General features: G+C 60.0%; 20 protein-coding genes. 8 read left to right on the top strand and 12 right to left on the bottom strand.

Annotated elements, in window-relative coordinates; all coding sequences use genetic code 11:
* The first annotated feature begins 381 nt into the window (after positions 1-381).
* Genes MESS4_RS30860 through MESS4_RS30840 form a run of 5 tightly spaced genes read left to right on the top strand, consistent with a single transcriptional unit; the run spans position 382 to position 5,528 of the window.
* Positions 382-2,139 carry an NAD(P)/FAD-dependent oxidoreductase gene (locus tag MESS4_RS30860; RefSeq protein WP_051070957.1) on the top strand — a complete coding sequence of 586 codons (1,758 nt, stop codon included), beginning with the start codon at positions 382-384 and terminating at the stop codon, positions 2,137-2,139.
* Positions 2,139-2,969 carry an SDR family NAD(P)-dependent oxidoreductase gene (locus tag MESS4_RS30855; RefSeq protein WP_006339941.1) on the top strand — a complete coding sequence of 277 codons (831 nt, stop codon included), beginning with the start codon at positions 2,139-2,141 and terminating at the stop codon, positions 2,967-2,969. The genes MESS4_RS30860 and MESS4_RS30855 overlap by 1 nt, the downstream gene beginning before the upstream one ends.
* Before the next feature lie 29 nt (positions 2,970-2,998).
* Positions 2,999-3,871 (top strand): 3-keto-5-aminohexanoate cleavage protein, encoded by an 873-nt coding sequence (locus tag MESS4_RS30850; protein WP_006339938.1) that lies wholly within the window; start codon positions 2,999-3,001, stop codon positions 3,869-3,871.
* A 20-nt stretch (positions 3,872-3,891) separates the two neighbouring features.
* Positions 3,892-4,473 (top strand): carboxymuconolactone decarboxylase family protein, encoded by a 582-nt coding sequence (locus MESS4_RS30845; RefSeq protein WP_006339937.1) that lies wholly within the window; start codon positions 3,892-3,894, stop codon positions 4,471-4,473.
* Positions 4,470-5,528, top strand: coding sequence for an amidohydrolase family protein (locus tag MESS4_RS30840; RefSeq protein ID WP_006339936.1), 1,059 nt, complete (start codon positions 4,470-4,472; stop codon positions 5,526-5,528). Before MESS4_RS30845 ends, MESS4_RS30840 begins: the two co-directional genes overlap by 4 nt.
* Here MESS4_RS30840 and MESS4_RS30835 read toward each other — a convergent pair.
* The 7 genes from MESS4_RS30835 to MESS4_RS33860 all read right to left on the bottom strand — a co-directional run bounded on the left by MESS4_RS30835 (position 5,507) and on the right by MESS4_RS33860 (position 11,703).
* Positions 5,507-6,421: a LysR family transcriptional regulator gene (locus MESS4_RS30835; RefSeq protein ID WP_036242710.1), complete on the bottom strand. Its 915-nt coding sequence runs from the start codon at positions 6,419-6,421 to the stop codon at positions 5,507-5,509. The genes MESS4_RS30840 and MESS4_RS30835 overlap by 22 nt on opposite strands.
* Positions 6,422-6,568: 147 nt before the next feature.
* Complete coding sequence (locus MESS4_RS30830; RefSeq protein ID WP_006339934.1) at positions 6,569-7,375, bottom strand: aspartate/glutamate racemase family protein; 807 nt, start codon at positions 7,373-7,375, stop codon at positions 6,569-6,571.
* A gap of 53 nt (positions 7,376-7,428) precedes the next feature.
* Positions 7,429-7,731, bottom strand: a complete 303-nt coding sequence (locus MESS4_RS30825) for a YciI family protein (RefSeq protein ID WP_036242657.1) — start codon at positions 7,729-7,731, stop codon at positions 7,429-7,431.
* A gap of 59 nt (positions 7,732-7,790) precedes the next feature.
* Positions 7,791-8,576: a glucose 1-dehydrogenase gene (locus tag MESS4_RS30820; protein WP_006339933.1), complete on the bottom strand. Its 786-nt coding sequence runs from the start codon at positions 8,574-8,576 to the stop codon at positions 7,791-7,793.
* A 92-nt stretch (positions 8,577-8,668) separates the two neighbouring features.
* Positions 8,669-9,664, bottom strand: coding sequence for an Ldh family oxidoreductase (locus MESS4_RS30815; RefSeq protein ID WP_006339932.1), 996 nt, complete (start codon positions 9,662-9,664; stop codon positions 8,669-8,671).
* A gap of 224 nt (positions 9,665-9,888) precedes the next feature.
* A complete protein-coding gene (locus MESS4_RS33865; RefSeq protein WP_006339931.1) occupies positions 9,889-11,226 on the bottom strand; it encodes an NAD(P)-binding domain-containing protein in 1,338 nt (445 codons plus the stop codon).
* A gap of 315 nt (positions 11,227-11,541) precedes the next feature.
* Positions 11,542-11,703 (bottom strand): hypothetical protein, encoded by a 162-nt coding sequence (locus MESS4_RS33860; RefSeq protein ID WP_006339930.1) that lies wholly within the window; start codon positions 11,701-11,703, stop codon positions 11,542-11,544.
* A 253-nt stretch (positions 11,704-11,956) separates the two neighbouring features.
* Between MESS4_RS33860 and MESS4_RS30800 the strand changes: the two genes are divergently transcribed.
* Complete coding sequence (locus MESS4_RS30800) at positions 11,957-13,171, top strand: arabinose transporter (protein WP_006339928.1); 1,215 nt, start codon at positions 11,957-11,959, stop codon at positions 13,169-13,171.
* Positions 13,172-13,393: 222 nt separating this feature from the next.
* Here MESS4_RS30800 and MESS4_RS30795 read toward each other — a convergent pair whose 3' ends face one another.
* Positions 13,394-14,248, bottom strand: coding sequence for an SDR family oxidoreductase (locus tag MESS4_RS30795; RefSeq protein WP_006339927.1), 855 nt, complete (start codon positions 14,246-14,248; stop codon positions 13,394-13,396).
* A 15-nt stretch (positions 14,249-14,263) separates the two neighbouring features.
* On the bottom strand, positions 14,264-15,184 hold the full coding sequence (locus MESS4_RS30790) for an aldolase/citrate lyase family protein (RefSeq protein WP_244441249.1): 921 nt from the start codon (positions 15,182-15,184) through the stop codon (positions 14,264-14,266).
* Between the two features lie 416 nt (positions 15,185-15,600).
* On the opposite strand from MESS4_RS30790, the gene MESS4_RS30785 reads away from it, so the two are divergent.
* Complete coding sequence (locus MESS4_RS30785; RefSeq protein WP_006339925.1) at positions 15,601-16,464, top strand: fumarylacetoacetate hydrolase family protein; 864 nt, start codon at positions 15,601-15,603, stop codon at positions 16,462-16,464.
* Positions 16,465-16,847: 383 nt separating this feature from the next.
* Entirely contained in the window at positions 16,848-17,837 is a 990-nt protein-coding gene (locus tag MESS4_RS30780) for a tripartite tricarboxylate transporter substrate binding protein (protein ID WP_006339924.1), read from the top strand.
* Between the two features lie 38 nt (positions 17,838-17,875).
* On the opposite strand, the gene MESS4_RS30775 is transcribed toward MESS4_RS30780, so the two are convergent.
* The 3 genes from MESS4_RS30775 to MESS4_RS30765 all read right to left on the bottom strand — a co-directional run bounded on the left by MESS4_RS30775 (position 17,876) and on the right by MESS4_RS30765 (position 21,083).
* Positions 17,876-18,964, bottom strand: coding sequence for a LysR family transcriptional regulator (locus MESS4_RS30775; RefSeq protein WP_006339922.1), 1,089 nt, complete (start codon positions 18,962-18,964; stop codon positions 17,876-17,878).
* A 79-nt stretch (positions 18,965-19,043) separates the two neighbouring features.
* Positions 19,044-19,949, bottom strand: coding sequence for an SMP-30/gluconolactonase/LRE family protein (locus tag MESS4_RS30770; RefSeq protein WP_157385714.1), 906 nt, complete (start codon positions 19,947-19,949; stop codon positions 19,044-19,046).
* A 105-nt stretch (positions 19,950-20,054) separates the two neighbouring features.
* Positions 20,055-21,083, bottom strand: coding sequence for a substrate-binding domain-containing protein (locus tag MESS4_RS30765; RefSeq protein WP_006339919.1), 1,029 nt, complete (start codon positions 21,081-21,083; stop codon positions 20,055-20,057).
* Positions 21,084-21,087: the final 4 nt, after the last annotated feature.

Below are 21,087 nucleotides of genomic sequence, written 5' to 3'. Positions count from 1 at the left end.
CGGCCTCGTCACTGTCGAGCTTCAAGGGGACAACTGACGCATCCCAGCGAAGCCGCTAGTGTCCTGGAAACCCCAATCCAATTACTGGATTTTAGACACTCTAACCGGTTGATTTTGCTCGGCGCTACACTTCACCCAAAGCCAGCCACCATTGCGGGGGCCTTGCGCGCAAGTCGCTCGCTTCAAAGCGGCCGGCGAGTTGAGAGCTCGTTCACATTTGCACCGGAGGCCAAGATGTTTGCCGTTCGGCACCATGTTTGATCGTACCGGTATCCGCTATTTCTTAGAAATCGCGCGGACGTGTTTCGCTCTAGCGGCGCGAACGCTTGGGCCGACCCGCGAATGATCTGGGATCCAGCCTGGTGGATTGGAGACGTTGCCATGAATATTGCCAGCAGTATGGCAGCCAACGAGGCTGATTTCGCCGCGCGATGGCTGACGTCATTCGAAGCCGCGCTCGGAGCCGGAGACGCCAATGCACTTGGCCGGCATCTCGCAGACGATTGCCATTGGCGCGATCTGTTGGCTTTCAGCTGGGACATCACGCCTCACCAATCGAGGCAGCCGATCATCGATGGCCTTCTTAAGGCGCAGCCGGATGTGCGTGCGAGAAATTTCAAGCTGGCGGAAGACCGCACCCCGCCCCGCCGCGTAACCCGTATCGGCGTGGAATCGATCGAAGCGATCTTCACGTTCGAGACGAACGTCGGTCGCGGCTACGGGTTTCTCCGGTTGGTCGCCGACGCGCCGGATACGGCATGGGCATTAATGACATCGCTTGAGGAATTCAAAGGTCATGAGGAACCGATAAACGATCAAAGGCCAAGCGGTTCTGCTTATTCGAGAAACTTTGGCGGCGACAACTGGAGCGACCTGCGTGCGAAGGAGCAAGCCTTCACAGACCGCGAGCCTGCCGTGCTGATCATCGGCGCGGGCCAGGGCGGGTTGAGCATAGCCGCCCGGTTGAGACTGCTGGGTGTGGATACCCTGATCGTGGACAAGATGCCGCGCGTCGGCGACGTCTGGCGCAGGCGCTATCATTCGCTGGCGCTCCACAACCAAGTGAAGCTCAACCACCTGCCCTATTTGCCTTGGCCGCCAAGCTGGCCCAAATACCTGCCCAAGGACATGATCGCCAATTGGCTGGAAAACTACGCCTGGGCCATGGAGTGCAACGTCTGGACGGAAACGACCTTCGTCGGAGGATCTTTCGACGACAAGGCTGGCCACTGGAACGCCAAGGTGCGGAGGGCGGACGGATCGGAACGGGTTCTGAGGCCGAAGCATATCGTCTTTGCCAACGGCGTGGCGGGCCGCCCGCTGAAGCCGAAGGTCGCGGGTCTGGACTCGTTCAAGGGCGAGGTCATGCATACGCATGATTTCACGAGCGGCGAGGATTGGGGCGGAAAACGTGTGCTTGTTCTCGGCGCGGGCACGAGCGGTCATGACGTGGCACAGGATCTCCATGGCCACGGCGCGCAAGTGACGCTGGTGCAACGAGGGGGTACGACTGTCACAAGCGTGGCCGCCGCCGGGCTGGTGCATTCCGTCTATTATAGCGAAGGCTTGCCAGTCGAAGACTGCGACCTGATTGCGGCGACCAGTACGTATCCGCTGCTCATCCGCAGCTACAAGGCAGCCGTCACGAAGATCAAGGAAATCGACCGCGAACTTCTCGCCGGGTTGAAGGCAAGGGGGTTCAAGCTGGATTTCGGCGACGACGAAACTGGGCACCAGATGAAGTTCCGTCGCCGTCACGGTGGCTATTATCTCGACTGCGGATGCTCGGAGCTGATCATCAATGGCGAAGTCGGCCTCATGCAGTGGGAAGAGATCGATGAGTTCGTCGAGGAGGGCGTGAAACTTGCCAACGGACAGGTCGCTAAAGCCGATCTGGTAGTGATGGCCACCGGTTACCAGAGTCAGCAGGACCTGATCCGCGAGCTTTTGGGTTCAGAAACGGCGGACAAGATCGGGCCGATCTGGGGTATCGCGCCCGATGGGGAACTCGCCAACATGTTCCGGCCGACGCCCCAGCGGGGCCTTTGGTTTACCGGAGGCGGTTTCGCGCACGCGCGCATCTACTCCAAATACATTGCCCTCCAGATCAAGGCACGCGAAATGGGGTTGTTGAGCTGATGCCACTCGATTTGTCCGGCAAGACAGCCTTTGTAACGGGTGCCGGATCGGTCGGCGAAGGCTGGGGCAACGGAAAGGCGGCGGCCGTGCTTATGGCGCGTCAGGGTGCCAGGGTGTTCGGCACCGACATAAACCGCGAAGCGCTGACCGAGACCGGATCAGCGATGGGTCGGGAAAACCTCGGCGGGCGATGGTCGTCCTGCCAATGCGACGCCACCAGCAGCAAGAGCGTCGAGGCCGCGGTGGCGCGGTGCATCAGCGAATTCGGCCGTATCGACATTCTGGTCAACAACGTGGGTGGCAGCGCCCCGGGCGACCCAATTTCGATGAGCGAAGAGGAATGGCAGACGCAAATCTCAATCAACCTCGACAGCGTTTTTCTGAATTGCAAGCATGTTCTTCCCGTGATGCTCCGCCAGTTCGAAGAAGGCGGGAGCGGCGGCGTAATCATCAATATCGGTAGCGTAGGGTCGATGACCTTCCAGATGGGCGGTCGCGTGAGCGTCGCCTACGCGGCATCCAAGGCAGCGGTCGAAGCCTTTTCGCGCTCTACAGCCATAGCGTTCGCCAAGAAGGGCATAAGGGTGAACACGGTGGTTCCCGGTTCCATGCACACACCGCTCGTCGAGAACAGGTTGGCTCGCCAGCTTGGCAAGGACGACGTCGTCAAGCTCATCGCGGAGAGGAACGCGAGCGTGCCCATGGGGCGCATGGGAGACGCGTGGGACGTGGCGAACGCGGTGCTGTTTCTCGCAAGCGACGAGGCTCGTTACATCACCGCCACACAACTGGTCGTGGACGGCGGACTGACCGCGGCACGCCCGGCATAATTTACGGCAAATACATGTTCGGAGGAAAAATGAGCCGACCAGTTATTATCACTTGCGCTGTTACCGGTTCGGGTGACACCACCGCGGCAAGCCCCTATGTGCCCATCACGCCCGAACAGATCGCCAACGATGCTCTCAGGGCGCATGAAGCGGGCGCTGCCATAGTGCACATACACGTTCGCGATCCCGAAACGGGCAAACCCAGTCGCGACATCCACCTCTACCGGGACGTCGTTGGACGCATCCGGCAATCCGGCGCCGATGTCGTGATCAACTTGACGACGGGTGTCGGGGCACGTTTCACACCCGCCGAAGACGATCCGAACCGGAACGCGGTTTCGGGTCTAGCCTCACCCGAGGAGCGTATGGAGCATGTGCTCGAGCTGCAACCGGAAATCTGCAGTCTGGACGTTGCAACAATGAACTTCGGCGCGCACGCGTTCGTCAACGTCCCCGCACACATCGAGCGTATCGCGCGAGCCGTCCGTGCAGCCAACGTCAAACCCGAACTCGAGGTCTTCGATCTGGGCCATTGCGCGCTCGCCGAGCACCTTTTCAATCAGGGAATATTCGCCGAACCTGCCATGTACCAGCTTTGCCTGGGCATTCCGTGGGGGGCTCCCGCGACCACGGAGGCAATGTTGTCGATGAAGCAGATGGTCCCGGCCGGAAGCAACTGGAGCGCGTTTGGCATCGGCGCGAAGGAGTTCCACATGGTCGCCCAGTCAGTCATCCTCGGAGGGCATGTACGCGTCGGGCTCGAAGACAACCTTTTTCTTTCCCGTGGCGAGCTGTCCCACGGAAATAGGCCCTTGGTCGAACGCGCGGCGAGGATCATTGAGGACCTGGGGGCGGAGGTGGCCACGGCTTCGCAGGCCCGGGACATATTGCGGCTCGGTTGAGCTAAATGACAGGAGTCCTCATGCCTCGCCTCGAAGCATTGTCGGATGACGAGATGACCGCCGCGCAGTCCGAAGTCAGCGCGGAAGCAATCGCCGGGAAACGGGGACGCGTGCCCGCCCCGATGATCGCCTGGCTCAGAAATCCGGAACTCGCGCGCAGGGCACAGCGGCTCGGCGAGCTTCTCAGGTACGACACCACACTTCATCCGCGTCTGTCGGAACTCGCGATCCTTGTTTGCGCCAGGCATTGGACGTCCCATCATGAATGGACGGCACACAAGCGCCTGGCGTTGGAAGCGGGGCTGAACCCGCACGTCATCGCCGACGTGGCAGCTCGGCGTCGGCCCGAGGGGACTGGCGACGAAGAGCGCCTCGTACACGATATCGCGTTGTGCCTCGTCTCGACCGGTCGGATCCTCCGCGCGCTTTACGATCAGGGCGTTCAGCGCCTGGAGGAACGGGGAATGGTCGAGCTGGTGGCGATCGTCGGCTATTACTGCCTTGTATCGGTGACGCTGAATGCATTCGAGCTAGGAATCCCGGGATCGATCGCGACGGAACTCGACGATCCTGAATTTCCCTCGCCAGGGCCTGCTCCGTGAGCCGCGCGCATCCAGACTGCCATCTGAAGGACGAGGAGCCGATCGATCCCGGACTGCCGATCGTCGATGCCCACCATCACCTCTATGACAGACCAAACCTTCGCTATCTGCTCGACGAGCTCAAAGCGGATCTCGCAAGTGGACACAACGTGGCGGCGACGGTGTTCGTCCAGGCCCACGCGATGTACCGCGACCGGGGTCCGGAAGCGATGCGTCCTGTCGGTGAAACCGAGTTCGCCAAAGGCGTTGCGGACGCGTGCGCGGCCGATCCCGAATGCCAAACGCAGGTTTGCGCGGGAATTGTCTGCCACGCCGATCTGATGTTGGGCGAAAGCGTCGAAGAGGTTCTCGGGGAGCATGTCCGCGCTGCCGGCGGCCCTCATCGGGGAAATCTGCGCGGTGTTCGACACATCGCCGCCTGGGATGCCGACCAGGAAATGCTCAACGGCGCCTATCCGTCGACTCCCGACATGCTTGAGGACGCCCGTTTCCGGGCCGGATTCGCCAAGCTCTCGAAGTACGGCCTCCGGTTCGACGCCTGGCTTTACTACCATCAAATTTACGGCCTGACGGCGTTGGCAAGGTCCTTTCCGCATATTCCGATCGTCGTCGATCACTGTGGAGGCATCTTGGGCACCAGAGGCTATTCGGGCCGTCATGCGCAGGTCTTTGCCGAGTGGTCCATGGCGTTGCGCGAACTGGCGGCTTGCGACAACGTCGCGATCAAGCTTGGTGGTCTCGGAATGCCAATTTCAGGTCTCACCCATTCGGAATGTGGAAGACGGCCTGACTCGGCTGAACTTTGCACGGCTTGGCGACCATGGATGGAGACGTGCATTGAGATTTTCGGAACCTCGCGATGCATGTTCGAGAGCAACTATCCCGCCGACCGGAAGAGCCACACCTATGGCACCGGTTGGAACGCGATGAAACGGCTGGCGGCAGGAGCGACAGAGACAGAACGGGACGATCTCTTCTGGCGGACCGCCGCGAGATTCTACGGGCTGGAAATGTCCGGTTCCGGCGACATCGCTCAGGCGGGACGCTCGTCGTGATGACGGAACAAGGCTACCAGGAAGTCCAAGAACGCGCGCGTCTTGGGAGAAACTTTCCGGCTGCTCGGGTAGACCGCGTAAAGGGCGGTGTCGAACTCGGTAGGACTTACTTCATGATCCGTCAGGAGAGGTATGAGATCGCCCTTTCTAACGGCTTGCCTGACGGTCGACTCCTGCATAATGACCAAGCCGAGACCGCTCATTGCGCTGGTGAACAGCGCAGCGCCACTATCCGTCTGGAGGTTCCCAGATACCGGTATTTCCACTGTGGTCGCGTCCTTGGTGAAGCGCCAGCGGTTGTCGTAATTCTTCGCCCGAAAGACAAGGCAATTGTGTTTGACGAGGTCTTGCGGAGCGGTGGGATGACCGCTCCTTTCCAGATATCCCGGACTGCCACAGAGAACCCGGCGGCTCGGGCTCAGGCGGCGCGCTATCAAACTTGAATCCTCAAGGTTGCCGAGCCACACCGCGACGTCTATCCCGAGCCCAACGAGGTCGGCGCGCTCGTCCGTCAGCGTGACCTCGATCATGACTTCGGGGTTCTCGGCAAGAAAGTCCTTCAGCGCCGGAACGATCACTGCGTTTCCAACGGAAATCCTGAGATGCACACGCAGCCGCCCTTTGACTGTATTTTGGTAGCCGCTGACTTCCCGTTTTACGTCGTCAATCTCGCGGATTAGTTCGGTTAGCCTCTGATAATATAGATGGCCGACCTCGGTGAGGGATTGCCGCCGAGTCGTGCGGTTGAGCAGCCGGACACCCAGCGTCGCTTCGAGGCGATTGATCTGCCGAGCGATGGAGGTCACAGATGTGCCTAGATGCCGGGCAGCGGCCGAAAAGCTGCCGTTCTCGACTACTAGAACGAACGCCCTATCCAATTTGAGTTCGTCCATTGCCTCCCCCACCCCGTTCTCCTCTCGCGTCGAAAAATGCCTGATCGCAAGCACTGCCGCTAGCTGGTCGCCAATCAGCGAGATGCCACAATGCACACGTGAATACGGCGTCCGTCAAAATTTCACACGCTGCGCGGTTGCCTCCAGTTAGGTCGCTCCTGGGTAGACATGCTGACCGTAGGCATTCCTGATGTCGGTCAAGAGTTTCCCGGTCGGGGGCGCGTACGTCATGCGCTTGCTGGTAAAGACACCCGTCAGCTGTTTGATTTGGACCGCCAGCTCGGCGGTCTTCACGAGTGCGAGCGGCCCGTTGAGCACGGGCGTGGAATTGACTTCGTGGATGCCCGCCTCGGTCAGAACCGTCATCAGACTGCCGCCAGCCGGGATCAAGACCTCGGCTCCCTTTTCGATGCTGCGGTTGGCCGCCTCGGTGAATTGACGGACAACCTCCGCCCTCGCGTCGTCATCTCGGAGGGCGAGATCGAACACGCCCGGTCTCTCGACCGTCATGGTTTCGACGGATGCCAATCGGGACATGACCCCTTGGTTGCGGACCCCTTCCATGATCCGCGGCACGAACTTGGGATTGACGTTGATGAGAGAAAACGACGCCCCCATGAGGCAAGCCACATGGATAGATGACTCACGCAGGCCGAGGACCGGAATATTCAGAAGCTCACGGAGTTCATGCACCCCGGGCTCGAAAATGTTTCCGACTAGAAAGGCGTCGTAGCCGTCCTTCTCCGCCTGCAGACCCTTCTCCGTCACTTCCACGGTGTCCAACAGCTCGAGATAGCGGTACTGGTCCGCGATAGCCCGATGAGGACTGAGTCCATCCACCGTGATCTCAGTGCCGGAAGCGGCAGCCTTTTGAATGATCCTTCTGAGCGCCTGCGCATATAGGCCGTCTCGGGACCCCCGAGAGACGCCGAAGCTTTGGTAAAAGAGTCTCATCGTCAACTCCTGCTATTCGTCCCGCTTCAAGCGCCGCTCAGGGAAGCGCGCTTTCAGACGATGTCGACCAGATCCGGATTGTATCTGCCCTTCCGCATCCTGTAGATGGCGATCTTTTCGAAGATACCTGCTTTGTAGAATGGCTCGTTGGAGATGAAATCTTCAGCACCCACCCGAGCCGGGACGTTCAGAATGAAAAGACTTCCCAAGGCCACAGACGCGTCGTCATTCTGGAGTGGGCCCGAAAAGAATATCCTCGATTTGAATTGATCGAGGTATTCCCGGTGCACCGTCAGGTGCTCTGCCCTCGCCTCGGCGGTGTCCGCCCTGTCAAGGCAATATACGGTCCACAACATCAAATTTCTCCTCTGGCACTTTGGTGCCGCGTATGTCGGTGTTGAACCCGTGACCTCAGTCACATGCGGTCGGAACGGCCCCCATCGACAAACAGCGTGTGCCCTGTGACATAGCTGGAGTCGTCGGAAGCGAAGAAAAGGACAGGTGCCGCGAGCTCTTGCAGAGTTCCCAAACGACCCAGCACCACCGTGCTCTTGCGGTGCTGCAGGTGTTCCTGAACCTCTTCGGGTGTTCGTGTCGACGCGGAGAACGGGGTGAGAAAGCTGCCGGGCGCGATGCAATTGACCGTCACTCCGCTCGGGCCGAGCTCGCGCGCCAACGTCTTCGTGAGCATGATGACCCCGGCCTTCGCCGATGCATAGGCGGCGCTTCCACCAGGAGATCCCGCGGTCTTGTGCGGGGCCGCTCCAGTGCCTAGCGCAGAGCTGATATTGACGACGCGTCCATAGTTCTGGCGCACCATATGTGGCGCAACCGCCTGCGTGCAGAAGAATACCCCTTTGAGATCGACATCCAGAACGATGTCCCAATCTTCACTCGTCGTGGTGGCGAACGGACGATACCGTGATACGCCGGCGTTGTTGATCAGGATGTCAATGCGACCGTACTGGGCCACCACTTTGTCCATGAATTCCGCGAGTTGATCGCGCTGGGTCACGTCGACTGCCGAACCGGAAGCTCTGCCCCCAGCCTGTTTGATCGATTCAACTGCCTCCGGGATGGCATCCTCGTTCTTGTCAGCGAGGACCACCGCTGCACCTTCCGCGGCGAAGAGGTCTGAGATAGCCTTGCCGATGCCGGAGGCACCTCCCGTAACGATCGCGATCTTGTCCTTCAGTCGCATTCTCTCACTCCTCCGTGCCACTTCGTTCACGACATTCCGACCCCTGATTGACCGGCGACCTAGACCGATCGATAGGTCTGCCCGAATGCTTGTCACGCCTCCGCGTGTTCCCGTCTCATGCGGTCCAGCGCCTCGAAGATCGCGTCGTCGACCTCAATGGTACCCGCGATTTGCGCCTCTCTGCGTTTCGCTGCGCTAGACCTGCCGGGTACTCGAACTTTGGATATCCCGGCGGCGGGGCGCGAAGCCTCAATCTGATCGATGAGCTTTGTCACCGACGCTCGAAACTGACCAAGCGGCATCAGAAGCTCCGGATTGAACACCAGGAAGAAGAACCCACAGTCTGACACTTCTTCGACAATGGTCGCGCTCCCGCACAGGATGCCGAGCACTTGCACCACGAGGGAGAGTCCGGATCCGCGGTGTCCACCCCACGGCATGAACGCACCGACGAGTGCTTCTGTCGGGTCGACTGTCGGACGGCCCTCCAGATCGACGGCCACGTCAGGTTCCAACCGCTTTCCAAGCTCTTGGCGTAAAAGGACATCGCCCCAAGTTGTCATGCCGGTTCCAAAATCCACGACCAGAGGATCCGGGTCCGCGGGGAAGGCGAAGGCGACCGGATTGGTGCCGAATATCCGGTCAATGCCGCCCGTGGGCGCGACCCTCGCCATCGTGTTTGCAGTGTGCATGGCGATGAAGCCTTTGCGCGCAGCGCGCTCCACATAATAGGCAAGGCGGCCGCTGAACCAGGTGTCGGTAACGCCGACAACACCCACGCCACTCTGCACGGCCAGTTCAAGGGCCTTATCGATGCCCACCAACGAAGTGACATAACCATTGGTCCCTCCCCCGCAGACAACTGCGGAATTCGGAGATTTGACGGTCACGGTTATCGGCTTTGCCGGTGGCCTCTGTTTGAGGTTTTCGACAATTGCCAGGACTCGGGGCAAGCCCGCGAACGCGTGACCGGCAGCGGCCGCGTCGACCAGATGATCCGACACAATCCTGGCATGCTGGGGATTCACTCCATGTTTGATCAAAACGTCGGTCGCCAACGCGTGGGCGTGTGAAAACGTGACCTGCATCTAACCTGCCTCCGAGATGGCTAGCTTACTTTAGCCCGGACGCCCCATTAATACCGACATTCGCCCACGATCTTAACGCCAGGCGCAAAGATGAACTCCTTCGTCTTTGTCTCACACCCGCACAATGAACCGAAGGAGTCGCCAATCGCATGCGAAAGCGGCGGGACAGCATATGCGGGGAAAATCGGATTTCGTCGGGGCGTGCGATATTCCACCGGCTCTGACTATTTTGGGCTACCGCTTTCGAGTCGAAGACCCTGCCCCTTGGCGCGTTCGAACCCGCTGACCATCACCCCGATGTCGGATTGGTGGCCGAACTCGTTGGACGCGCTCTCGAATGTAGCAAGCACCGCGTTGCTCACAATGGCCGGGACGCCGTACTTGGCACTCAAGCGTGCCACGTTCCGCAACGCCTCAAGCATCCCCTCAATGGTCTTACCCGCCCTGTAAGGCTTGCCATGGGAAATCGAGCCGAGAACCCGCTCGGATGCAAGGCTCCAAGCGGAACCAGAGTTCAGAACCTCATTCATCGGCTTCGTCATAAGGCCATACTTTATGCCCATCGCCGCGCATTCGAAGGTCGCAATGTGATTGCATGCGTCAACGGCGCTTTCGATAGAGGCAAGAACAGAACTTCGGTCTTTCTCCGGCATAGCGGCAACATCGGAGTCCGCATCAGCGCGGTCGAAATCGACACCGGCCAGGGATCCTATGATCCGGAAAACATCTTCCAGACGCGCTCCCCCGCCCAGGGTGTTCAAGCCGACCTGCATGATATTTCGGGCAGCGAAAGTAATGTGCATCGGAGATTTAGTTTGAAGTCCGAGTTCCAATGCCTCGTTAAGATCCTTCACCATGAGGGCGAGCGAGAAGTCCGTGGAGGCCTTACCCTCCAACTTGGCAACCAACATCTTCTTGGTGGTGAAGTTGGCGCCGTCGCCCGCGTTGAGGCGCTCAGTGATCTCGCCGAGCGAAAGTCCGGCCTTGAGCCCTAGGGCGGCAAGTTCGAGAACCACCATCCGATAGCACGCCCCCATGGCATTGTTGACAAGCTTCAGAGCTTGACCGTCGCCAATGCGATCACTGCAGCGGAAAACCTTCGAGCTCATGGCGTTGAGGACCGGAGCGGCCATCTCCCACGCCGCGTCTGGTCCCGAAGCGATGATCGACACCGTGCCTGACTGCGCGGCGGGAATCCCTCCGCTGACAGGAGCATCCAGCATCAAGACGCCGAGCTTCTCCAGGCGACTTGCGATCTCAGCCGTCTCTTGAGGTACGCCGCTGGTCTGATCGACGACGAGCTTCCCTGCGGTAATCCCGTCTTGCAGGCCGCCTGAACTGAAAATCGCCTCGCGGACGTTCGATGTGCGGGGAAGGCAGAGCATCACGATGTCGCAAGCGCGCGCCAATTCTCCTCCGGTCGAGGCCGCCGTCGCTCCCATTCCCACAAAATCTGCGACAGCCCTCTCGTTGAGATCGCAAACCATCAATTCGTGCGAGTTCAAGAGATGCCGCGCAAGGGAGCCTCCCATCGCTCCCAAACCGATGTATCCGATCTTCATGTCAATCGCTTTCAGTCAAAACTTCTTCCAAGCCCGGCACTTTGCCAAGTCGGGCTTCGAGCTCCGAGTTGTCCCTTTATGCCGGATGGTCACAGCGAAATGAACCTCGTCGTCCTCCCGGCGCTCGCAATGGAGTTTCGCGCTGCGCGTTACAATCGTAACTCAGCCAAGCGGCCCACCTATTGACGCGGCAGACTGATCCATCAACTTGCCGCGACGCCCAGGGCAATCCGAGGGTCCTGCTCAGCTATTCGCTAGTTCGTTCGTGTTGATCGACAGCCGTGAGCACCCGCCGGCCGACCTCTCGACAATAGGTTATTGTGCATGGGAACGACGCCGCGCGAGCATCATATGATTAGCCGCTCCGGGCTGGACTTCATTGTAGCTGTCGTGGACTGCGGTAACGCGTACGGCGCTCTCGATGGCGTCAAAATCGAGGCCGTCCTTGATACCATTCCCATGGCTGGCCTCGGCCATATATCTGCGCCGTTCATAAGTCCTTGCAGGATTGCGGGGGTAATCGCGCGATGCTGCATGTGCTAACTAACCTTCGCGTGTCCGAACGACCGGCCAAGTGCCCGTGCCTCGATCTTCCTCACCGAGCAAGTTTATAGGGGGGCAGCATTGGGCGGCGCGTTCTCCGCCAGATGCCTGATTCTGGCCGGCGGATTCCTGGTCGCGTTTCTAACGTGGCTGGATTCGCCGAGCGATAGAAAGTTACGAGAGTCGCATGAGCCCTCGCCTCGCCCATCTTGACGAACAGCCGGGGAATTCGTCGGTCGCGGTGAAACTGCTGCCCTTGATAGGGATCGTCTTTGTAGCCTTCTTGATCATAGGTTTGGCGCTACCGGTTCTCCCGATTTATGTCCACGACCAGCTAGGCCTCGGTACGATCGCAGTGGGATTAGTGGCGGCCAGCCAGTTTGCAGCGTCTCTGCTCTCGAGGTTCTGGGCAGGAAACTACGCTGACCGCCGCGGCTCGAAGCCGACCGTGCTATTAGGGCTCGCTGCCGCGGCTGTCGCTGGATGCCTCTACCTTGTCTCGCTGTTGCTGGTGAGCTCACCGGTATTGTCGGCGTCCATACTCGCGATAGGTCGCGGCCTTCTTGGTGGGGCGGAAAGCTTTATCATCACCGGCGCGCTGAGCTGGGGTTTCGGTACTGTCGGACAGCAGAACGCTGGCAAGGTAATCGCGTGGGCAGGAACGGCGGTGTTCGCCGCATACGCGGCCGGAGCCCCAGTTGGGACGGCATTGTTTTCCGAATACGGGTTCGTTTCCATAGCTGTTGTCACAACTGTCGCGCCCTTGCTCGCTATTGGGATCGTCGTCCCCATAAGACCGGTCGCAACGGTTCCGCGCCAGCAGGGGTCGCTGCGTGCGGTGCTGTCCGCGGTGTGGTTACCAGGCATTGGAGCCGCCCTCAGCAGTGTCGGTTTCGGAGCTGTTATCACCTTCGCGGTTCTATTGTTTGCCGAACGAGGGTGGGAGTCCGGCTGGTTGGCCGTCTCTTGCTTCGCGGGGTCTTTGATGTTGGCACGTATCCTGTTCGGCCATCTTGCAGACCGCATCGGCGGGGCAAACCTCGCACTCTACTCGCTGCCTGTCGAGGCGCTGGGTCAAATGCTGATGTGGCTGGCTCCGTACCCGGCGGTTGCGCTCGCGGGAGCGGCCGTGACCGGTTTCGGCTATTCGCTCGTATACCCCGGATTCGGCGTCGAAGTTGTCAGACGCGCTCCCGTCGAAAACCGTGCGCTTGCGATGGGAGCCTATACAGCCTGTCTCGACCTCGCGATGGGGGTCTCCAGTCCTTTGCTTGGTGCGATAGCGGCCCAAGGGGGAGTTGGAATGGTATTCGCGGTTAGCGGCGTCCTTGTGCTGCTGGCATCGGTCGCTGCCATGAAACTCAGATATCGACAACCAATCCGGGTCGGGGATCACGCATGAAAGACGCCCCTCCTGTTGAGTTTTGCCTTCCTCATTCGGCCGTCATGTCGTTGAGGCCGCTATCGTCCGCATCTCAGGTCGGCTGAGTGACTGCACAGGGGAGAACCAATAGCTCGACTGAATACGCGTGTACGCCAATGGGCGCCCGCATTTTTTGCGGACATCAGTCGCCCGACAACTCGCCGCACGCGTCGACGGCTGCCGATGCCGCGCGCTCGGTGACTAGCTGCTGTGAGTATAACCACCATCGCAGGCGATCGTCTGACCCGTGATGAACCCGGAGGCGGGCGTGGCGAGGAATATCATCAGACCCACCAAATCGGTATGAACCATTCCACGCTGCAGGCACTGCTGCGATAGCTGCATGCGGCGAAGATTCAGCGTCGGATTGACGGCTCGTTCAACTTCGGTGGCTACTGGGCCGGGCCGGATGCAATTGACGTTTATGCCATCGGGTCCGAGTTCACGTGCCATTGCGTTGGTCATGCCGATCATCGCTGATTTGGATGTCACATAGTGGAGGTAGTTGCTTACTCCCCGCGGCACCGCGTCTGACGACACATTGATGATCCGTCCCCATCTGGCGGCACGCATGACTGGGGCCACGGCGCGCGCGCAGAGGAAAGGGCCCGTGACGTTGACGCGGATCACCTGATCCCATTCTTCGAGCGGGATCGCCTCGAACTGACGCTTGTCGAGCGTCGCGAACACCGCGGCGTTATTGATCAGGACATCGATCCGGCCGTGCGCGGCCACGACTGCCCGCACCAGATCGTCAATCGACGCCGCGTCCGAGATATCGACGCAAAGCGCAGTGGCCTTACCGCCGTTCTCCACGATCTCATCACGCACCCGGTGGGCGTTGGCGAGATTGAGGTCCGCCACAATAGCGATCGCGCCGGCCGCCGAGAATTGGCGCGCGAGCTCCCGTCCGATTCCTTGCCCGCCACCGGTGATCAGAACCACGCGGTCGGCAACACTGAAATCCCGTGCCCACTCCGGAACCCCGGAATCCTGGGGTGTGTGCACGAAGGTATCTTCGTCCATAGTCAACGCTGAAGCTTCCATCTTTGTCATGACCTTCTCCGGTCGTCATTTGAATTTTCTCGCTTGCGCGATCGCGGCGTTGGTGAAGAACGTGACGTCGGCTCCCGCCGTGGCATAGCGGGCTCCCAATGCAGTCATTTCCTCGATCAGGTCCGGTCTTGGGCCGAGGCCTCCGACTCCGAAATGCACCTCGTTTGCCTTGCAGGCCGCAGCGACACGCTCGAACGCGGCACGCAGATTTGGATGATCGAACTCACCGGGCAGGCCAAGAGCGTTGCACATGTCATTGGCGCCTACCAGCAGCATGTCGACGCCTTCGACAGCGGCAATCTCCTCGACCGCTTCCAGCGCCGCGAGCGACTCGATCATCATGACAACCATTGTGGAGTTGTTGATGCTGAGCATGGCTTCGGCTGCGGGCGTAGGGCGGAAATTGAGATGCGGCAGGCAAGGCGCAATCGAGCGATGGCCGAGTGGCGGGAATTTCGCGACCTGTATGGCGACGGCAGCGTCTTTAGCGGATTCGATGTGCGGCAGGATGACGCCCAGAGCCCCGCATTCGAGAGCCCTGGTGATCGATGCATGACTGGCATCGACCACCCGGACCAGCGGGGTCACTCCCGCGAAATTGCTGGCGATGCAGATCTGGCTAATCGTTTCCAGCGAGAAGCTGTTGTGCTCCTGATCCAGTAGTAGGCAATCGAAACCCGCAGTCTTGGCGATGGCGACTATTTCCACGCCGCGCACAAGGCGCACGATCATGCCGACAGCCCGTTCGCCAGCGGCCATCTTGGCGAGCAGCGAGTTCGCCGGGCCGGAACTTAAGTCAGACATTGAAAATCTCCGTTCGCACGCCGAATGAGCCCATTTGCCGTTCATTGCTGGTCGTGGCAGCGGTGCAGTCACGAGATCGCTGGCGCAAGAATTCCGCTCAAATCTGTAGCGCGGAGATTCCGGAATCAACATGCAAAACGATCGCTGCAAGAGTGCGATGCTATAAGTTATACCCTTGAAAATGCGCTTATTCCCGTCGGGAGCCCGGTCTTCTAAAATCTGACCAACGTGCTCGGCAGCCAAGACGGCACATACGAATATTTTCTATCCGCCGGCTGGCGACGACGACCTTCTATTGGACTGTCCGCGGGACGCCGCTCGGACGGTTCGGTCCGCAGATCGGAAAGGCGCCATAAGCTCGGTTCATTGCCAAGCCGCGGATCCCCGATGCACTGAAGCCGCGTGACAGCCGGGCAAAGAAACCCACCGCGGTCGACGTAATCGCCGAAATCTCCGAGAGCCTTCGTCTTCCGAAATCGGAATTCCGCAGGCTCCAAGATCTCAAGCAGAGTGACCTGCGAACAACACCGTATGAGAGGATGCAAAAAATGAAAGTAGCAAGATTCGTCGTCGATCAAAAAACTTTGCTCGGCGTCGTCGACGAAGCCACAAACGTTATTCACCCGCTCGACGATCATCTGTCCAACATGACGGATCTGATCCGTTTTTCCGTTTCCGGATTCACGTTCGACGCAAAAGGTCGACCTGGAATTTCGCTTTCCGAAGTCAAGCTCCTCGCGCCGATAGTTCCCGATCGCAATATCTTCTGCGTCGGCAAGAATTATTTCGAGCACGCGAAGGAATTCGCGGGGAGCGGCTTTGAGGCAGGAGCGGTCAAAGGAAAGGAAATCGACCCATATCCCGCGATTTTCTCTAAACCCCCAAGCACCGTTGTAGGGCCCGGGGCCGTCGTGGAGATGCATCCCGAGGCCACGCAGGCCGTCGACTACGAGGCCGAACTGGCGGTGATCATCGGGCAGTCGGGCCGGAATATCCCGGAATCGGAGGCCCTGCGGCACGTATGGGGCTACACGATCGTAAATGACGTGACGGCGCGGGATCGCCAGCGCAACCACAAGCAATGGCTGGCGGGCAAGGCACTCGACACGTTCTGCCCCATGGGACCATGGATCGTGACCGCCGACGAGGTCGATGGCAGCAATCTGGATATCGAATGCACGGTAAACGGCGAACTGCGGCAGAAGGCCAATACCAACGATCTCATATTCGAAATACCACAATTGATCGCCGCCATTTCTGCGGGCCTGACGTTGCGGCCGGGAGATGTGATCGCGACAGGCACGCCCGCAGGCGTGGGGATCGGCTTTACTCCGCCGCGCTTCCTGGTTTCTGGCGATCGGGTCGAGATCACCATTTCCGGCATCGGGTCGCTCAGCAATTCATTCGCCTAGTCGGTAGCGCTACCGTTCCCACACGATAAAACTTCGAAGGCTGCGGGACGCGGCCCTCGACATATCGATAGACGGTATCGGACGGTATCGGGCCGTAGACACCGCGTCTCTCACGAGCGATGTCGAAGGCTCGGGATCAGGTGCGTCCAATAGGTAAGAAAGTTTCGCGGGTGCCCCGCCCGGCTCGGCGCTTGTTCCATGCTGCCCCTGCTCCGCACAACCAAGATATGACCCGACCTTATACCCCAAAATGCCGAGAGCTTGTTTGGTCGGCTGCGACAGCTATCGTCACTCGGTCAAAGGACAGGGACACGGCCGCATGTGTCTTCGTTAGATAGTGGAGAATGCCGATCAAGGCTTCCCGCCATTCGAGGAGGAATCAAATGAAAATAGCCAAACCGACTAGACGACAAGTGCTCGCTGGCGGCATCGCCTTCAGCGCCCTCAGCGTGCTTGGCTCAAATGCCATGGCCGACGACGGACCGGTCAGGTGGATCGTCGGTTATCCACCCGGCGGCGCGACCGACACGATCGCCCGCCTTCTGTCCGCACCGGTTTCTTCCAAAATTGGACAGACGATCATTGTCGACAACCGTCCGGGCGCTGGCAGTTCAATCGCTGCCGCAGCTCTGGCGAAGTCTCGCCCGGACGGTTTGACGGTCATGGCCGTCGACAACGGGACCCTGATCATCAACCCGGTCGCCTACAGCAATCTGCAATACGACCCCGACAAGGATTTCCGTCCCATCGGGCTTTACGCCGAAGTCAATATCCTCCTCGCGGTTGGCAAGGACCAACCCTACAAGACGGTGGCGGAATTCCTCCAGCAGGCAAAAGCGTCGCCGAACCCCATCGCGTACGCGAGCCCCGGCATCGGAAGCCCTCTGCATCTCGCGATGGAGCGCCTGGCGCGCGACGCCGGCGTCAAGCTCGAGCACGTGCCATACAAAGGTATGGCGCCTGCCCTGACGGACGTGCTCGCGGGCGTCGTGCCGAGCATCGTGATCGACTACACGACCGCGAAGGAAGTCATCCGTTCCGGAGATCTACGACCGCTCGCGGTTTTCTCGGAGTCCCGGCTCGCGGCGCTTCCCGAAGTTCCGACTTTCGGCGAGCAAGTGCTGCCCGGCTTCTCCGCGGGAGCCTGGCAGGGTATGGTCGTTCCTCATGACACGCCGGACGACGTCGTGGACCGGCTGACTGAGGCGCTAGCATTCGCGTTGCAGGACAATGGAGTGAAGAAGCGTTACGACGAACTCGGCCTGGGCATTCCAGCCAGCAGCGCTCCCCAGGCTTTCAGTAAGCGTTGGCAGGACGACAAAGCTATCCTGCAGCCGTTGATCCGCGAACTGGGAATCAAACTCGGGCAATGAAACAGCGCCGGGGCCGCGGCTCGGCGCGGCTCCCGGCGTTAAACTCCGATGGCATCGTCGCTTGGCGGGGACCGGGATGCCAGTGCCGCACGGCCGCTTCGATCAGCTCTCGCCATATCCGCCAGCTCAGGATCGTAGCCTGCATCGGAAGGCGATACATCCTGAGACATGTTCTCGTAGAGACCCGGGTGCAATTCGGGCCGGATTTGGCAAATTCCCTGGCCCACGCTCTCGATGATCGCGATCAAATCGCGACTTGCCTGATCCAATTGATAACCCTCCCTGAAAAACAGGGCGATGTTCCGATGCAATGCGGCATCATCGATGGGGAGGCTGCACAGACGGCCCTCGGCGAGTTCCTCCTGCACCGCGTGCACTGGCAGGACAGCCAGACAATCGCTGTTCGCCACCATCGATTTCAAAAGGGTGACCGAGCCGCACACAGTCACGTTTTCAGGCGGCGGCACCTTCGCAGATCTGAGCGCTGCATCCAAGATCGCGTGTGAGCGCCGCGCCGTGGGGAAGACCCAAGGGTAGCTGACCAATGTCGGCCAATCGACCTCCCGCTCATCGCAGAGTGGATGTCCATTGCGCGCGATCACCAGAAGCTGGTCACGGAAGAGCACTCGCTGGCGCAGGCCGTCCTCCAGATCGTAACATTCGGTAAACCCGATTACGAAGTCGAATTCCCGGCGCAGCAGTCCGACAAGCAGATCGATCTGTGGACTTTCGACGATCTGCAATTCTCGATTCGGATTGACTTCCTCCCACCTCTTGAGCGCCAGCGGCATGATGGAACTCGCCAGGCTGGGCAAACTCCCCACTCTTATGGCAACGGGAGCATTGCCCCAGGTGTTGAGGAGTTCCCGCTCCGCCAAGCCGATCTCGTCGCGGATCAATCGGGCGTGGCAGTAGAGAATCTCGCCCAATACCGTCGGCACCACGCCTTTGGAGTTTCGCTCGAAGACCTTGACGCCCAATTCGGTCTCCAGCCGCTTGATGGAACGTGAAAGGGCGGGTTGAGTGACTTTGACCGCGCGAGCCGCGCCCTTGAGGCTGCCGTGATCGATGATCGCGGCCAGGTAGAGCAGCTTCCTAGGATCGATCTTAGGCAAAACGTCCTGCATCGAGGTTCCAATGCCGCTCACGGCGAGGAAGATTGCTGGTCCGGAAATACTTATCAACTCTTATCAGGCGTCGGGCGGTCTACCGAGGGCCGTTAATTTTCAACCGGACACGGTACAGCGCGTTCATTGCACAAATGTACATCATGTTGCGCCGCGGTCCGGCGAAAGTGAGGTTGCCCACGATCTTTCCGAGCTTGATCTTGCCGAGCAAGTTTCCACCGGTCTCATAGCAATAGACGCCCTCGCCCGTGCTGATCCATATGTTGCCGCTGTCGTCCAGGCGTAGGCCGTCGAAGATGCCTACTGGGCAGTCCGCCAAGACTTCGCCTCCGCTCACCCGCATGTCGTCCTCGACCTTGAAGGCGCGCACGTGGGCGGGTCCGCCCTCGAAATGGCTCTTGCCGCTGTCGACGACGTAGAGCGTGCTTTCGTCCTTCGAGAAGGCGAGACCGTTCGGCATCACCATGTCGGTGATCTTGGCTTCCACCTCGCCCGTAGCCGGGTCCACGCGGTAGACATGACAGCCGTCGACTTCGGGTTCGGCCTTGGCCCCGTCGAGATCGTGCAGAATTCCGTACGTCGGATCCGTGAACCAGACCGCGCCATCTCGGGTCACGACGGCGTCGTTGGGGGAATTGAGCCGCTTGCCGCGCCATTGATCCGCGACGGTTATGATGGTGCCATCGTGTTCGGTGCGGCTGACCCGGCGGTGGCGGTGTTCGCAGCTGAGCAGCCGTCCTTGCGGATCGACTGTCTGACCGTTGGGATGGCCGCAGTCCTGTCGGAAGACGCTGACGCAGTCATTCGTCTCGTCCAGACGCAAAATGCGATCGTTGGGAATGTCCGTGAACAGGAGGTAACGTCCGGCTGGGAAGTAGGCAGGCCCCTCCGCAAACAAAGCACCGCTGAAAAGTTCCTCAGGGGGAAAGATCGACGCGACCATATCCCTGAAGTCCCTTTCGATGATTTCGTAGTGTTCGGACATCATTCTCGTTCCTCAATCGTGTCCTTCCAGCGGCCTCGCCCTTATCCACGCGCTGCCTCGCGCTCGCGCGCTCGGCCCGGCCAGTTGGCCGGGCCGAGAACGTGCTCACTTCGCGCCGATGAGGTTCTTCAGGGTCCAGTCGTAGTCGTACTTGACCCAGAGGGTGTCGCTGTCGGCCATGCCCTTGTGGTCGGTCTTCAGCTGGAAAAGCGTGATCTGCGGGATCGGTGCCACCATTTTCATGGGGACGTCGATGCCGCTGAGCTTGGCCACGGCCACGTTCACCGCCAGACTGCCAACGCCGGGGTCTGAGTTGATGGCGACCGACTCGTAGCCAGACTTCGCGTTCAGCTCCAGGAGCAGATTGACGTCTGCGCCGTCAAATCCATATACCTGCAAGGGCACTTCCCGGCCAGCCGCCAAGAAAGCCTGGGCCGCCCCGAACGCCGCGACACCCTGCGACAAAACGATATCCACATTCGGGAGCGTCGGAAGGATCGAGGCGACCCGCTGCTGGGCGACGGACTGGTTCCAGTCGCCATAGACTTCGGACACGATCTTGATGTCGGGGTATTTGGCCAGCGAGCGGATGTAGGCGTCCTGAATCGCCTGCTCGGCGGCGTTTCCCGCCAGGCCGCGGATGTTCAGCGCGTTGCCTTTTCCCCCGGTGCGTTGCGCGATATAGCCGATATACTTCTCCCCGAGCTCGTTGTAATCGAGCTGGAGACTGATCGCTTTGGGGTTCGTGACCGAGCCGAGCGCCGTGGTCAGCACCGGGATGCCAGCGCTCACGGCATTGTCAATGGCACCGTTCAGGGCCGTGTCGGAAAGCGGTTCCAGGATAATGAAATCGACGCCCTGAAGGGTTAGGTTGTTGAGTTGCTGGATTTGAGTCTGCGGATCGCCTGCGGCGTCCACGACGATCAGCTCGACGTTCTTGCCCTTGGCGCTCAGTTCCGCCGCGGCCCATTGCGCCGCAGCGAGGAACCCCTTCTGCCAGCCGTTGCCTTGGAACGGCGTCGCCACGCCGATGACGAATTTCTCCTTGGCGAGCGCAGGCCCACCAGCGAGCGCCGTGGCGAGCAGAAGGGTGGCGGCCAAAAAGGATCGCCGTTTCACCATGTTTCTCAGCATTGTC

It is taken from the genome of Mesorhizobium sp. STM 4661 (assembly GCF_000359125.1).
Lineage (GTDB): Bacteria > Pseudomonadota > Alphaproteobacteria > Rhizobiales > Rhizobiaceae > Mesorhizobium.
Note: the sequence above shows the minus strand (reverse complement) of the source record. Positions and strands in the feature narration are given on the sequence as shown.

What these genes read in the sequence shown, in the direction of transcription:
- MESS4_RS30815 (WP_006339932.1), bottom strand. Translation starts at nt 9,664, where the DNA reads ATGCAGGTCACGTTTTCACACGCCCACGCGTTGGCGACCGACGTTTTG.
- MESS4_RS30765 (WP_006339919.1), bottom strand. Translation starts at nt 21,083, where the DNA reads ATGCTGAGAAACATGGTGAAACGGCGATCCTTTTTGGCCGCCACCCTT.
- MESS4_RS30795 (WP_006339927.1), bottom strand. Translation starts at nt 14,248, where the DNA reads ATGACAAAGATGGAAGCTTCAGCGTTGACTATGGACGAAGATACCTTC.
- MESS4_RS30800 (WP_006339928.1), top strand. Translation starts at nt 11,957, where the DNA reads ATGAGCCCTCGCCTCGCCCATCTTGACGAACAGCCGGGGAATTCGTCG.
- MESS4_RS30790 (WP_244441249.1), bottom strand. Translation starts at nt 15,184, where the DNA reads ATGTTGATTCCGGAATCTCCGCGCTACAGATTTGAGCGGAATTCTTGC.
- MESS4_RS30855 (WP_006339941.1), top strand. Translation starts at nt 2,139, where the DNA reads ATGCCACTCGATTTGTCCGGCAAGACAGCCTTTGTAACGGGTGCCGGA.
- MESS4_RS30820 (WP_006339933.1), bottom strand. Translation starts at nt 8,576, where the DNA reads ATGCGACTGAAGGACAAGATCGCGATCGTTACGGGAGGTGCCTCCGGC.
- MESS4_RS30845 (WP_006339937.1), top strand. Translation starts at nt 3,892, where the DNA reads ATGCCTCGCCTCGAAGCATTGTCGGATGACGAGATGACCGCCGCGCAG.
- MESS4_RS30780 (WP_006339924.1), top strand. Translation starts at nt 16,848, where the DNA reads ATGAAAATAGCCAAACCGACTAGACGACAAGTGCTCGCTGGCGGCATC.
- MESS4_RS30850 (WP_006339938.1), top strand. Translation starts at nt 2,999, where the DNA reads ATGAGCCGACCAGTTATTATCACTTGCGCTGTTACCGGTTCGGGTGAC.
- MESS4_RS30830 (WP_006339934.1), bottom strand. Translation starts at nt 7,375, where the DNA reads ATGAGACTCTTTTACCAAAGCTTCGGCGTCTCTCGGGGGTCCCGAGAC.
- MESS4_RS30770 (WP_157385714.1), bottom strand. Translation starts at nt 19,949, where the DNA reads ATGTCCGAACACTACGAAATCATCGAAAGGGACTTCAGGGATATGGTC.
- MESS4_RS30835 (WP_036242710.1), bottom strand. Translation starts at nt 6,421, where the DNA reads ATGGACGAACTCAAATTGGATAGGGCGTTCGTTCTAGTAGTCGAGAAC.
- MESS4_RS30825 (WP_036242657.1), bottom strand. Translation starts at nt 7,731, where the DNA reads ATGTTGTGGACCGTATATTGCCTTGACAGGGCGGACACCGCCGAGGCG.
- MESS4_RS33865 (WP_006339931.1), bottom strand. Translation starts at nt 11,226, where the DNA reads ATGAAGATCGGATACATCGGTTTGGGAGCGATGGGAGGCTCCCTTGCG.
- MESS4_RS30775 (WP_006339922.1), bottom strand. Translation starts at nt 18,964, where the DNA reads ATGCAGGACGTTTTGCCTAAGATCGATCCTAGGAAGCTGCTCTACCTG.
- MESS4_RS30860 (WP_051070957.1), top strand. Translation starts at nt 382, where the DNA reads ATGAATATTGCCAGCAGTATGGCAGCCAACGAGGCTGATTTCGCCGCG.
- MESS4_RS30785 (WP_006339925.1), top strand. Translation starts at nt 15,601, where the DNA reads ATGAAAGTAGCAAGATTCGTCGTCGATCAAAAAACTTTGCTCGGCGTC.
- MESS4_RS33860 (WP_006339930.1), bottom strand. Translation starts at nt 11,703, where the DNA reads ATGGCCGAGGCCAGCCATGGGAATGGTATCAAGGACGGCCTCGATTTT.